We start from the raw sequence: 12,471 nt of genomic DNA on the forward strand, positions 1-12,471 counted from the left end.
GCGATCAATACCGTGGAAATGGGGCGCGCAGGAGGGGTGCGTATTGCGCCGGACGAGTGAGACGCTCGTCACATCCGCCGTCGGTGCGACGCCCTGACCTGCGGCTCCGCCTCCGTAGGCTGACCTGGGCGTTGACCCGATTTGTCACGGCCGACCTGGACGAATGTCCGATGAGTCGTTTCAATCCTGTTCATCCGAAGCGTCTTTCCTTTCACCCGGCCGACCTGCACAGTTGAGCCACCGACGACGCGCCGCAGACCGGCGGCGCTCAGCACCGGCGCACGACGAGGACGGCTCGCGACCGTCCCCGCGCCACAGCTCCCCTCGGCTCCCGCGGCCCCCGCCGCCCCCGCCGGGCCACGCCCGGATGTCCTGCTGCATCGCCGATGGCGTCGGTCAGCTCGTCCCCACGTCAGGTTGCACAGGAGACCCATGTTCATCTTCATCCTGCAGCTGCGGCACATGTTCGAGACCCAGAACGAGATCTACCTGTTCGCGGTCTTCTCGTCCATCGTCTGGGCTCTCTGGATCCTCAAGGTCGTGCTCTCGCGGCGCTACCGGCCCGTCGCCGCTCCCTACGACATCACCACCAGCGTCGTCGTCCCCGTCGTCGACGAGCCGCTGGACCTGTTCCGCGACGTGCTGCGCCGCATCGTCGAGCAGCAGCCCGACGAGGTCATCGTCGTCATCAACGGGGCACCGAACCCCGGCCTCGAGGCCGTGTGCGACGAGTTCGCCCCCCTGGTGCAGCGCGTCCACACGCCCATCCCGGGCAAGCGCAACGCCGTGAAGATCGGCACGCAGATGTCGCACGGGGACGTCACCGTCCTCGTCGACTCCGACACGGTGTGGACCGACGGCACCCTCGCGGAGCTCGTCAAGCCCTTCGCCGACCCGAAGGTCGGCGGTGTCACGACCCGCCAGCGGATCCTGGAGCCGACGCGCTCGTGGATCACCCGCTGGGCCGACTGGCTCGAGAACACGCGCGCCCTGTACTCCATGCCGGCGCAGTCGGTCCTCGGGCAGGTGGGCTGCCTGCCCGGGCGCACCATCGCGTTCCGGCGCCACATCCTCATGCAGGTCATGGACAAGTTCATGACCGAGAAGTTCCTCGGCGTCTTCCTCGAGGTCTCCGACGACCGGACCCTGACCAACCTCACGCTCAAGGCCGGGTACCGCACGGTCTACCAGCACACCAGCCTGGTCTACACCGACGCCCCGCTGGAGCTGCGCAAGCTCTACAAGCAGCAGCTGCGCTGGTCGCGCGGCAGCCAGTACAACACCCTGCGGATGCTGCCCTGGATGCTCGGGCACGCGCCCGTCCTGGCCATCTTCTTCCTGGTCGACATCATCCTGCCGTTCCTGCTCTTCGGGACGATCGCCGGCTGGGTCTACCGGGCCGTCTCGGGAACGGGCATCAACCTGTACCAGGCGATCCTGCAGACCACGACGGGCGTGCAGGGCGTGGCCTGGGTGGTCGGCCTCATGGTCGTGTCCTCGGTGCTCTCGATGGCGATCCGCCAGATCCGCCACCTGCAGGAGAAGCCCTCGGACTTCTTCCGGCTCCCGGTCTTCATCATCACCTCGACCCTCTTCCTCATGCCGATCCGCCTCATCGGGTTCTTCCGCATGGCGCACGTCGCCGGCTGGGGCACCCGGGCCGGGGCGTACACGGCGGGCCAGCGGGACGCCGGTGACGACCTGATCGCCGAGCTCGAGCAGGCGCAGGGCGTCGACGCCCCCGTCGACGTCGTCGACCGGGCGGTCGTTCCGACGCAGTCCGGGCCGTCGGGGCCGCACACCTCGACGCTGCCGCACGTGGCCACCACCGGTCGGCTCACCACGCGGGCGCAGGCCCGCACGGCCCAGGTCGCGCCTGCCGAGGCGCGGGTCGCCACGGCCCAGGCCGCCCCGGCCGCCGCGTCGCGCCGTCGACGCAACCCCCTCGTCCTCGTCCCCTACCTGATCGGGTTCCTCATGTTCGGCCTCATGGCGGTGCTGTATGTCTGAGCGCACCGGCACGCACTGGTGGACCCTCTCGGGTCGCCTCGGGATCGTCGGCAGGATCTCCGCCGTCGCCCTCGCCCTCGCGCTGGGTGTCATCACCGGCGTCGTCTGGCTCTCGCCGTCCGGCACCGTGCCGGGTCCGCTGCGCACCGCGACCGAGCGGGAGCTCGCGCAGGAGAACGCCGACCTCGCGGCGATCCTGGCGGACCGCGACGAGGAGATCGCGAACCTCAGGCGGTCGCAGGACAAGGCCGCCGCCGAGCGTGCCGCCGGCGCCGAGCGCGGCAAGGAGAAGGCCGCCGCCCAGAAGGCGGCCGCCGCGGCCGTGGGCGACCAGCGCTCGGCCGAGCAGAAGGCCGCCGCACAGCAGAAGGCGGAGTCCGAGCGTGCCGCCGCCGCGCGGCGCGGCAAGGAGAAGGCCGCCGCCGAGCGGGCCGCCGCCGCCGCCCGCTCGCAGCAGAAGGCGTCGCTCGAGCGTCAGCTGGCCGCCGCCAAGGGTGCGCTGCAGGGCTCGGCGATCCGCGAGCAGGTCGCCCGCCAGCGGGCCGACGCCGCCGCCGCGGCGGCTGCCGCCCGAGCCGCCGCCGAGGCCGCGGCGAACGCCAAGCCGACAGCCCCCTCGCTGGCGAGCCTCATGGTGCCGGACGACCGGTACTTCGGCCTCTACACGCCGCAGTCGCCGTTCAGCTGGTCCGAGCTGGACCAGGTCGCCGCGCAGGTCGGCGTCGCACCCGACGTGGCCGGCTACTTCCAGGGCTGGGACACGCAGTTCCGCCCCGACGCGGTCGTGCGGTCGTGGCGCAAGGGGATGCTGCCGATGATCACGTGGGAGTCGCGTCCCCTCGCGGCTGCCAACGACCAGGTGGACGAGCCCGAGTACTCGCTGCCGCGGATCATCGCGGGGGCGCACGACGACTACCTGCGCGAGTACGCCCGCTCGGTGGCCGAGCTCGACCTGCCCGTCGCGATCCGTCTCAACCACGAGATGAACAGCGGCTGGTACCCGTGGTCCGAGCAGACCAGCAACGCCGCACCCGTCAACGGCAACCGCCCGGGCGACTACGTGAAGATGTGGCGCCACGTCCACGCCATCTTCGAGGCCGAGGGCGCCAACGCGAACGTCATCTGGGTCTGGTCGCCCAACATCGTCAACCGGCTGCCCGCGACCAACCGGACGCTGGAGTACACGCGCAGCCTGTACCCGGGTGACGAGTACGTCGACTGGGTCGGCCTGTCGGGCTACTTCCGCCCGCCGTACGACCCGGACCAGACGGCGACGTTCTCCTACACGTTCGACCGCTCGCTCGACCAGCTGCGGGCGATCAGCGACAAGCCGATCATGCTGGCCGAGATCGGCGCGTCGGAGACCGGGGGCGGCAAGGCCGCGTGGATCACCGACCTGTTCGACGCGCTGGCGGAGCCACGCAACGCCGACGTCATCGGGATGGCCTGGTTCCACCACGCCGTGACCACGTACATCGAGGGCGAGCGCGCCACCAACGACTGGCGCATCACGTCCCGCCCCGACGCCCTGGCCGCGTTCCGTGAGGGCATCCAGGACCCGTCCGCGGGCTTCGTGCCCGGCGGTGGGGCGGCCCTGGCCGCGGCGTCCGTACCGGGCGGCGTAGCGGTCGACGGGGCAGCGGCCCTGGCGGCGCGCACCGCGGGCCCGGCGGACGAGCCGGTCCCCGGTCCGGACGCCGCGGCCGGACCGGACCCGGCACCCGGACCACAGCCGACCCCGCAGCCGGCCCCGGGACCGACCCCGCAGCCGACGCCGGCCCCCAGCCCGGCCCCCAGTCCGGCCCCCAGCCCGGCCCCCAGCCCGGCCCCCAGCCCGGCCCCGGCCCCCGCGCCGGAGCCCGTCCCGGCCGGCAGGAACCAGCAGCAGCCGACGTCCACCCCCACCCCCACCCGCGCCCGATGAGCCCCCGGAGCACCGACATGACCCGCAGCACCACCTCGAAGGCGCAGCCCGCGGCCCCCGCCGGCGACGCACCCCGCCTCACCGTCCTCGGCACCGGCTACCTCGGGGCCACCCACGCCGTCGCGATGGCCGAGCTCGGTTTCGACGTCACCGGCGTCGACACCGACCAGGCCAAGGTCGACGCGCTGCAGGCCGGCAAGGTGCCGTTCTACGAGCCCGGGCTGCCCGAGCTGCTGGAGAAGAACCTGGCCACCGGCCGCCTGCGGTTCACGACCGACGTGGCGTCGGCCGTCGCGCAGGGCGACGTGCACTTCGTCTGCGTCGGCACGCCGCAGCAGCGCACGTCGCACGCGGCCAACCTCGCGTACGTCGAGGCCGCGACGACCGCGGTCGCCCGGCACCTGACCAAGGACGCGGTGATCGTCGGCAAGTCCACCGTGCCGGTGGGCACGGCGGCGCGGCTGCGTGAGCTGGTCGCCCGGGAGGCCCCGGCCGGTGTCGACGTCGAGCTGGTCTGGAACCCCGAGTTCCTGCGCGAGGGCAAGGCCGTCGGCGACACCCTGCACCCCGACCGCATCGTGCTCGGCGGGGTCTCGGCGCGGTCCGAGGCGGTCCTGCGCACCGTGTACGCCACGCCCATCGCCGAGGGCTCGCCGGTCGTCGTGACGGACCTGCCCACGGCCGAGCTGGTGAAGGTCAGTGCGAACGCGTTCCTGGCCACCAAGATCTCGTTCATCAACGCGATCGCCGGGGTCTGCGAGGCCGCGGGCGCGGACGTCACCGTGCTGGCGGACGCCCTGGGCCACGACGTGCGCATCGGGCGGCAGTTCCTCGACGCCGGTCTGGGCTTCGGCGGCGGGTGCCTGCCCAAGGACATCCGGGCGCTGATGCACCGGGCCAACGAGCTCGGTGCGCACCGCGCCGCGGGCCTGCTGCAGCAGGTCGACGAGATCAACATGGGCCAGCGCGAGCGCGTGATCGACATGGCCCTGGAGGCGTGCGGCGGGTCGGTCCTGAACCGGCGGATCGGTGTCCTGGGTGCGGCGTTCAAGCCGCTGACGGACGACGTGCGCGACTCCCCGGCGCTCAACGTGGCCGCCGCGCTGCACCTGCGGGGGGCCCAGGTCACGGTCTACGACCCGGAGGCGGGGGACACCGCGCGCCGGCTGTTCCCGACGCTGTCGTACGCCACGAGCGTCGACGAGGCCGTCGAGGGCGCGGACGTGGTGCTCGTGCTGACCGAGTGGGACCAGTTCCTCGGTGAGGACCCGGCCCGTCTGGCCCCGCTGACCCACCGGGCCCGCGTGATCGACGCGCGCGGCAAGCTCTCGGCCGAGGCCTGGCGGACCGCCGGGTGGGACTTCACCGGCCTGGGACGCGCCGCAGCCTGACGGCACCGTCCTTCGACGGACCCCCGAGCGCGCGGTCCGGCCCCTCCCCCGGGGGCCGGACCCCCCATCGAACGCCCCGGGGCAGGGCCCCCCCCCCCGGGCCCACACCGTGCGCGGCCCCCCGGGGCGGGGGGCCCGCCCCCCCCCCGGGGGGCCGCCCCGCGCTTCGTCGTCCCGGGGTCAGGCGCCCAGCGCCTGGGCCACCACGTCCTTGGCCGCCTCCTGCACCTGGGCCAGGTGCTCGGGGGAGACGAACGACTCGGCGTAGATCTTGTAGACGTCCTCGGTGCCGGACGGGCGGGCCGCGAACCACGCGTTCTGCGTGGTGACCTTCAGCCCGCCGATCGCCGCGTCGTTGCCCGGTGCGCTGGTGAGCTTCGCGGTGATCGGCTCGCCGGCCAGCTCGGTCGCGGCGACCTGCTCGGGCGACAGGGCCGCGAGCGTGGCCTTCTGCTCCCGGGTCGCGGCGGCGTCGACGCGCGCGTACCAGGAGCGCCCGAACCGGTCGACCAGGTCGGCATGGTGCTGCGACGGGCTCTTCCCGGTGGTCGCGAGGATCTCCGAGGCCAGCAGGGCCGGCAGGATGCCGTCCTTGTCGGTGGTCCACACGGTGCCGTCGGTGCGCAGGAACGACGCACCCGCCGACTCCTCGCCACCGAAGCCCACCGACCCGTCGATGAGGCCGGGCACGAACCACTTGAAGCCGACCGGCACCTCGAGCAGGCGGCGGTCCAGCGACGCGGCGACGCGGTCGATCAGCGACGACGACACCAGGGTCTTGCCGATCGCCGTGCCCGCGGGCCAGCCCGGGCGCGCACCGCCGTACAGGTAGGCGATGGCGACGGCCAGGTAGTGGTTGGGGTTCATCAGGCCCGCGTCGGGGGTGACGATGCCGTGGCGGTCGGAGTCCGCGTCGTTGCCCGTCGCGATGTCGAACGGCGCGCGCCCGTCCGGTCCCGGCTGCATGCGCTCCAGCAGCGAGGCCATCGCGTACGGCGACGAGCAGTCCATGCGGATCTTGCCGTCCCAGTCGAGGGTCATGAACGACCACCGGGGATCGACCTCGGGGTTCACCACCGTGAGGTCCAGCCCGTAGCGCTCGCCGATCGCGCCCCAGTACTCGACGGACGCCCCGCCCAGCGGGTCGGCCCCGATGCGCACGCCCGCGGTGCGGATCGCCTCCAGGTCGACGACGTTCGCGAGGTCGTCGACGTAGGAGGACAGGTAGTCGTGCTTGCGGGTGGTGTCGGCCGCCAGCGCCTGCTGGATGCCGACCCGCGGCACGGAGCGCCAGCCGCTGCGCAGGATCTCGTTGGCGCGGTCGGCGATCCACCCGGTGGCGTCGGACCCGGCGGGCCCACCGTGCGGCGGGTTGTACTTGAAGCCGCCGTCGCGCGGCGGGTTGTGCGACGGCGTCACGACGATGCCGTCCGCCAGGCCCGGGCCGCGCGTCCGCACGCCCTCGCCGGTGGCGGCACCGTTGTGCCGCAGGATCGCGAGGGACACGGCGGGCGTGGGCGTCCACGAGTCGCGGGCGTCCACGTGCACCTCGACGCCGGCCGCCGCGAGCACCTCCAGCGCGGTGGTCCAGGCGGGCTCGGACAGGCCGTGGGTGTCGCGGCCGATGAACAGCGGGCCGTCGGTGCCCTGACCGCGGCGGTACTCCACGATGGCGGCGGTGATGGCGACGATGTGCGCCTCGTTGAACGCGCCGTCGAGGGACGACCCCCGGTGGCCGGAGGTGCCGAACGCGACGCGCTGCCCCGGGTCGTCCAGGTCGGGCTCGCGATCGTGGTACGCCGTGAGCAGGGCGTCGACGTCGATGAGGTCGGAGGGCTGGGCGAGGGTGCCGGCGCGCGGATCCATACGGGTGATCCTCCCGCAGCGGGCCCCCGGCGCGCACCCGGTCCGTCCGGATCCTTCTCACACCTCCGGCGCGTCGGCCCGCGCACCCGTCGTGCGGCTCGTCCGCCCTCCCGGGGCCGCGGTCGGTAGGGTGCGGGCATGGCCAAGAACACGCCCTCCTTCGTGCTGCGTCCGTTCGAGGGGCTGCCCGGCGAGCCGGACTGGGTCGCGCTGCGCGAGCTCGTGCCCGCCGCGACCGCGACCGCCCGCACCACCGCCGAGCACGGTGCCCGCGACGTCGTGGTCACCACGGTCCTGCCCAACAGCTGGGCCGCGCTGCACCGTGCGGACGGGGTCGTGCTGGTCGCGCTGCAGACGGGCACCAGCTCCGGCGACGCCAGCCGCGACGTCGCCACCGCGCTGCTGCTGGCGCTCGACGCCGAGCCCGGCACCGCGATCGAGAACATCGGCCTGCCCACCGCCGGCCCCCGCCTGCAGGACGTGCTGGACCTGTCCGTGCCGTTCGAGGTCACCGTGCAGGAGAGCTTCTCCTACTGGCTGGACCCGAGCACCGAGGTGACGCCCGACCTGCAGGCCGCGATGGAGGAGGCGGACGCCGGCATCGTCGACACCCGCCGCCTGACGTCCGTGGAGTCCGCGTACTGGTGCCGCATGGGCGCCCGGGAGTACCTGCGCTGGGCGCAGCCGGCGGACGAGCAGGTGGTCCTCGACGGCCTGGCGCGTCTGCACGCGCGCCGCGAGTCCGGCTTCGACGACGGCAAGTTCATCGGGTACTTCCGCGCCGCCGGCATCGTCGTGCCGGTGTGGGAGCTCGCACGCGGCTCGGAGGCCGAGGACGTCGAGAAGCCCGTCGCGGACTTCGCCCCGCGCCTGGAGGCGGCGATGGCCGACACCACGCCGCTCGACGCGAACGCGCGCCGCGCCCGCGCCGGTCTGGTCGCCCGTCAGGTCACGCTGCGCTGAGCCGCGCCGCGGTCCCGCAGCGCGGACACGGCCGTCCCACGCCGCGCCCGTGAGGCGACCTGCCCCCCGTGGTCGATAGGGTGGTGCCCGTGACACGCACGGGGAGCGAGGCCGTCCGACCGGAGGCCGACGTGACGCCTGGCACCCCGTCCGCCGCGACCGCGGACAGGGTGGCCCGCGCGTCACGCGGCCACAAGCAGCGCCAGCGCGTCGCGGTGGTCATCCCGGCCAAGGACGAGTCGCGGCGGATCGCCGCGACGGTCCGCTCCGCCCGGGCGATCCCGAACGTCGACCTCGTGCTCGTCGTCGACGACGGCTCGGAGGACAACACCCAGCACGTGGCGCGCGAGGCCGGCGCCGTGGTGGTGCGGCACTCGCACAACCGCGGCAAGGCCGCGGCGATGGAGACGGGTGCCGCTGTCGTCGCCATGCGCGACGCGCCCGACCGTCCGCCGCGCCACCTGCTGTTCATCGACGGCGACCTGGCCGACACGGCCGTGAACACGGCCCCGCTCGTGCCGCCCGTGCTCGACGGCATCGCCGACCTGACCATCGCGCTGCTGCCGCCGCAGCCCGGCGCCGGCGGTCGCGGTCTGGTCGTCGGGGCGGCGCGGCGTGCGATCGCGTCGATGACCGGGTGGACGCCGACGCAGCCGCTGTCCGGCATGCGCTGCCTGACGCGCGAGGCGTTCGAGGCGGCGACCCCGCTCGCCCGCGGGTGGGGCGTCGAGGCGGGCATGACGATCGACCTGCTGCGCCTGGGCTTCCGCGTGCTCGAGGTGCCGTGCGAGCTGCGGCACCGCCCGTCGGGCACCGACCTCAAGGGGCAGCTGCACCGGGCGGCGCAGTACCGCGACGTGCAGCTCGCCGTCAGCACCCGCCGCGCACGGGCCGCGGCGTCCGGCGTCAGGCGGACGCTGTCCCCGCGGGAGCAGCGCCCGGGTCGCTGACCGCACCGCGGGCCTCGTCCACGTCCTCCGGGCGGGCGTCGAGCCGCCACTGCGCGGCCGCGGCGACCAGGCACGGCACGGCCAGCGCGATGCCCGTGGCGGGGACCACGATCCCCGAGTCGTTCATGAGGAACCCCAGGGCGAGCGCGGCGCCCGTCGCGGCGACGGCGGGCCGCAGCAGCGGCACCTCGCGCTGCAGGCCGGCCAGCGGTGAGCCCGCGCCGAGCAGACCGCCGCGCCGCGCGCGGGGCCCGGCCAGCACCAGCCAGGTCAGGGCGACGCCCCCCACGGCGGGCACGAGGTAGCGCCACGAGCCGAGGACCCGCAGGTTGGCGGACACCTTGCGCCATACGACGTCCCACAGCCCGCCGTCGAGCACGGTGTCGAGGAACCGGCCCAGGTGGGTGCGCTCGGTCGCCGGCCGCATCCAGTCGAGCGCCGCGAAGCCGATGACGACCACGGCACCGACGGCGGCGACCCCCAGCACGAGCCGCCACGAGACCCGTCGGCCGCTGACCGCGACCGCGAACATCGCGAACGCGAGGATCAGGGCGGGCGGGCCGCCGAAGTCGGCGCCCCAGGCGGGCGCACCGTCGACGACCATGAGGACCACGCCGATGGCGACGACGGCCGCGACGGCCGCGCCGCGCCGCCCCCGGCGCACCAGCCGGTCGGCGACCACCAGCGCGACCAGCACGCCGCCCGCGGTGATGAGGGCGAAGGCCTGGTTGCTCATGCCGTAGAACCGCGCCGCGAGGATGCGGTGGGCGCCCATGGGGGAGTCGACGACCAGCGTCGAGCCCGTGACGGCGTCGACCGCGAGGGTCACCACCGTCACCGCCGCGACGACACCCGCCGGGCCGAGCACGTGCCGGCGCCAGGGCCCGGCCAGGGCGGTGATGGTGATGACGGCGATCCAGCCCAGCAGGACGGTCCAGAAGGCCGCCGCCTGCCGGTCGGCGCGCCACCACGGCACGAGTCCCGTCAGGAACGAGGCGACCGGCGCCGAGCCGAGCGCCAGCGCGGCGACCTGCAGGACCCGTAGTGCCGGACGCAACGGTCCGCGGTCCGTCCGCGCCCGCAGCACCAGCAGGATCGCCGCGGCGACGAACAGCACCGCCTGCGCCATCACGAGGCGCGCCGAGAACAGGCCGGACACCTTGGTGATCGCGGACGCCTCCAGCTGCACGTCGATCAGCCGGGCGACGCGCGCGCTGCCGGTGGCGGGCCCCGGCGTCGGGACCATCTGCGCCCCGGGCAGCGCGGGGGCGTCGTCGTCCAGCTGCAGCAGCGCGAGCAGCGTCGGCGTCACGTCCGTGACCTGGACGACGCCCGGCTGGCGGGTCGACCCGGAGGTGAGCAGGCTCGCCTCGTACGGGTCGCCGACCGGGCGCGGGCCCTGGGCCACGGCGACCTGGAGCGCGGCGCGCCCGGAGTCCGCGAGCGAGACGAGCAGCACCGTCGCGTCGTGGTCCGCCAGGCCGTCGAGCACGGCCGCGACGCGTTCGTCCACCTCGACGGCCTGCTGCGCCCGGGTGGGCTCGGTGATGGACCCCGATCCCGGCAGGTCCGCCTCGCCCGACTCCAGGCCGGGCAGCTCGTCGCTCTCGGGTGCCGCGCTCGGCGTGGCGGACGGTGTGCGCGGCACGGTCGCGTAGCCGGGGTCGCGGATCACGCCCGCGTCGACGACGACGAGCCGGGAGTCGGCGGCCGCGGACGCCACCGACTGCGCGAGCGCCCGCGGCTCGGCCGGCAGGCGCTGGTGGACGCCGGCGGGCACGCCGTCGGACGTGGCCAGCGCGATCGCGGCGCCGGGGCCGACGCCGGTCGCGGGAGTGCCGGTGCGCGTCAGCAGGTCGCCGAGCATGCCGGGCCGGGCGCCGTACGACTCGGCGCGGGCGGCGGCCACGTAGTCGTCCCACCCCGGCACCTCGCCGGACTCCCCGGGGTCGCGCAGCGTGCGGCACGTGCCGTCCTCGGAGGGCAGGTCCGCGGCCCGGTTGCCGGCGGACACCGCGAGCCAGCCGTCGACCGGGCACCCGCGCTTGTGCACGGACCGGGTCGCGACCAGGCCGATCGAGCCCTCGTGGGACAACCCCCACAGCGCCGGCGTGGTCAGCGACCCCAGGTCGTCCCAGCGCAGGCCGGTGACGCCGACCAGCACGACCGGCCCGGGCACGGGCTCCGCCGCGGGGGCCGCCTGCGCGGGTGCACCGAGCAGCACCGCGAGCGCGGCGAGGAGGGCAGCGGCGAGCGCGCGCAGGGACCGGGGCACGGTCCCAGCGTACGGGCGCGCACTAGGCTCGGCGGGGCCGCGGGTGCGGCCGCGCGCGGCACCCGGTGCCGCCGCGCTCGAGCCGCCGGGCCGTCGGGCCCATCGGGTGGGGAGGGTCATCGCCGTGCTGCGCTACGCGTACCTCGGGCCTGCGGGCACGTTCACGGAGGAGGCGTTGCGCCAGGTCGCGTCGCCGGACGAGGCCGTGTACCTGCCGCAGACGGACGTCGGCTCCGCGATCGCCGCGGTGCGGGCCGGCGAGGCCGACCGTGCGGTCGTCGCGATCGAGTCGACGGCCGAGGGCGGCGTCACCGCGACGCTGGACTCCCTGGCGACGGGCTCCCCGCTGATGCTGCTGCGCGAGGTGCTGGTGCCGGTGCAGTTCACGCTGGTGGGGCTACCCGGCACGCGGACGGCCGACGTGCGGCGCGTCGCGGCGCACCCGCACGCCTGGGTGCAGTGCCGACGCTGGCTGGCGGCGCACCTGCCGGGCGCGGTGCACGTGCCCGCGACGAGCAACACCGCACCCGCCGCGCTGCTCGCGGAGGCGGCCGCCGACCCGGCGGCCGTGCGGTCCTCGACGTTCGACGCGGCTCTCGTGCCGCCCGCTGCGGTGGGCACCTACGGGCTGGTACCGCTGGCCGAGCGGGTCGCCGACAACCCCTCGGCGCTCACGCGGTTCGTCGTGGTCGGGCCGCCCGGCCCGGTGCCGCCGCCCACGGGCGCGGACAAGACGACGCTCGTCGTGCACCTGCCGGACAACGAGGCGGGTGCACTGCTCGCCATGCTGGAGCAGTTCGCGGTGCGCGGCGTGAACCTGTCGCGCATCGAGTCGCGGCCCATCGGGGACGCGCTGGGCCGCTACTCGTTCTCGATCGACGCCGAGGGGCACGTGACGGACGAGCGGATGGGGGAGGTGCTCATGGGCCTGCACCGACGCTGCCCGTACGTGAGGTTCCTCGGGTCGTACCCGCGGGCGGACGCCGTGGCACCGCTCGTGCAGGTCGGCACCGCGGACGCCGACTTCGTCGAGGCGCGCGCGTGGCTCGACCGGCTGCGCGGCGGCCACCCGGCCTGACGAGGGCCGAGGAC

8 protein-coding genes are annotated in these 12,471 nt (G+C 74.9%); 6 read left to right on the forward strand and 2 right to left on the reverse strand.

The window, feature by feature from the left end; translation table 11 throughout:
* The first annotated feature begins 432 nt into the window (after positions 1 to 432).
* The 3 genes from J1G43_RS03550 to J1G43_RS03560 are packed head-to-tail and all read left to right on the forward strand — an operon-like array spanning position 433 to position 5,325.
* Positions 433 to 2,010 (forward strand): glycosyltransferase family 2 protein, encoded by a 1,578-nt coding sequence (locus J1G43_RS03550; protein WP_207339560.1) that lies wholly within the window; start codon positions 433 to 435, stop codon positions 2,008 to 2,010.
* The gene (locus tag J1G43_RS03555; protein WP_207377977.1) at positions 2,003 to 3,934 is read left to right on the forward strand and encodes a glycoside hydrolase family 26 protein; all 1,932 of its coding nucleotides are present in this window, start codon (positions 2,003 to 2,005) and stop codon (positions 3,932 to 3,934) included. Before J1G43_RS03550 ends, J1G43_RS03555 begins: the two co-directional genes overlap by 8 nt.
* Before the next feature lie 17 nt (positions 3,935 to 3,951).
* Positions 3,952 to 5,325 (forward strand): UDP-glucose/GDP-mannose dehydrogenase family protein, encoded by a 1,374-nt coding sequence (locus J1G43_RS03560; RefSeq protein WP_207339559.1) that lies wholly within the window; start codon positions 3,952 to 3,954, stop codon positions 5,323 to 5,325.
* A 180-nt stretch (positions 5,326 to 5,505) separates the two neighbouring features.
* Here the strand turns inward: J1G43_RS03560 and pgm are convergent, their stop codons facing one another.
* Positions 5,506 to 7,191 (reverse strand): phosphoglucomutase (alpha-D-glucose-1,6-bisphosphate-dependent), encoded by a 1,686-nt coding sequence (gene pgm, locus J1G43_RS03565; RefSeq protein WP_207339558.1) that lies wholly within the window; start codon positions 7,189 to 7,191, stop codon positions 5,506 to 5,508.
* A 138-nt stretch (positions 7,192 to 7,329) separates the two neighbouring features.
* On the opposite strand from pgm, the gene J1G43_RS03570 reads away from it, so the two are divergent.
* Together J1G43_RS03570 and J1G43_RS03575 are read left to right on the forward strand one after the other, a co-directional pair.
* Entirely contained in the window at positions 7,330 to 8,154 is an 825-nt protein-coding gene (locus J1G43_RS03570) for a DUF5926 family protein (RefSeq protein ID WP_207339557.1), read from the forward strand.
* A gap of 89 nt (positions 8,155 to 8,243) precedes the next feature.
* Complete coding sequence (locus tag J1G43_RS03575) at positions 8,244 to 9,104, forward strand: glycosyltransferase family 2 protein (protein WP_372434854.1); 861 nt, start codon at positions 8,244 to 8,246, stop codon at positions 9,102 to 9,104.
* Here the strand turns inward: J1G43_RS03575 and J1G43_RS03580 are convergent.
* Positions 9,061 to 11,379: a hypothetical protein gene (locus J1G43_RS03580; protein ID WP_307859460.1), complete on the reverse strand. Its 2,319-nt coding sequence runs from the start codon at positions 11,377 to 11,379 to the stop codon at positions 9,061 to 9,063. The two genes, J1G43_RS03575 and J1G43_RS03580, sit on opposite strands and share 44 nt — an antisense overlap.
* Before the next feature lie 127 nt (positions 11,380 to 11,506).
* On the opposite strand from J1G43_RS03580, the gene pheA reads away from it, so the two are divergent.
* Entirely contained in the window at positions 11,507 to 12,457 is a 951-nt protein-coding gene (pheA, locus tag J1G43_RS03585; protein ID WP_207339911.1) for a prephenate dehydratase, read from the forward strand.
* Positions 12,458 to 12,471: the final 14 nt, after the last annotated feature.

The organism is Cellulomonas sp. zg-ZUI22 (assembly GCF_017353535.1).
Taxonomy (GTDB): Bacteria; Actinomycetota; Actinomycetes; order Actinomycetales; family Cellulomonadaceae; genus Cellulomonas; species Cellulomonas wangleii.

Bases quoted from the DNA above. Each gene is read 5' to 3' on its own strand.
- J1G43_RS03550 (WP_207339560.1), top strand. From the start codon at position 433: ATGTTCATCTTCATCCTGCAGCTGCGGCACATGTTCGAGACCCAGAAC.
- J1G43_RS03555 (WP_207377977.1), top strand. From the start codon at position 2,003: ATGTCTGAGCGCACCGGCACGCACTGGTGGACCCTCTCGGGTCGCCTC.
- J1G43_RS03560 (WP_207339559.1), top strand. From the start codon at position 3,952: ATGACCCGCAGCACCACCTCGAAGGCGCAGCCCGCGGCCCCCGCCGGC.
- pgm (WP_207339558.1), bottom strand. From the start codon at position 7,191: ATGGATCCGCGCGCCGGCACCCTCGCCCAGCCCTCCGACCTCATCGAC.
- J1G43_RS03570 (WP_207339557.1), top strand. From the start codon at position 7,330: ATGGCCAAGAACACGCCCTCCTTCGTGCTGCGTCCGTTCGAGGGGCTG.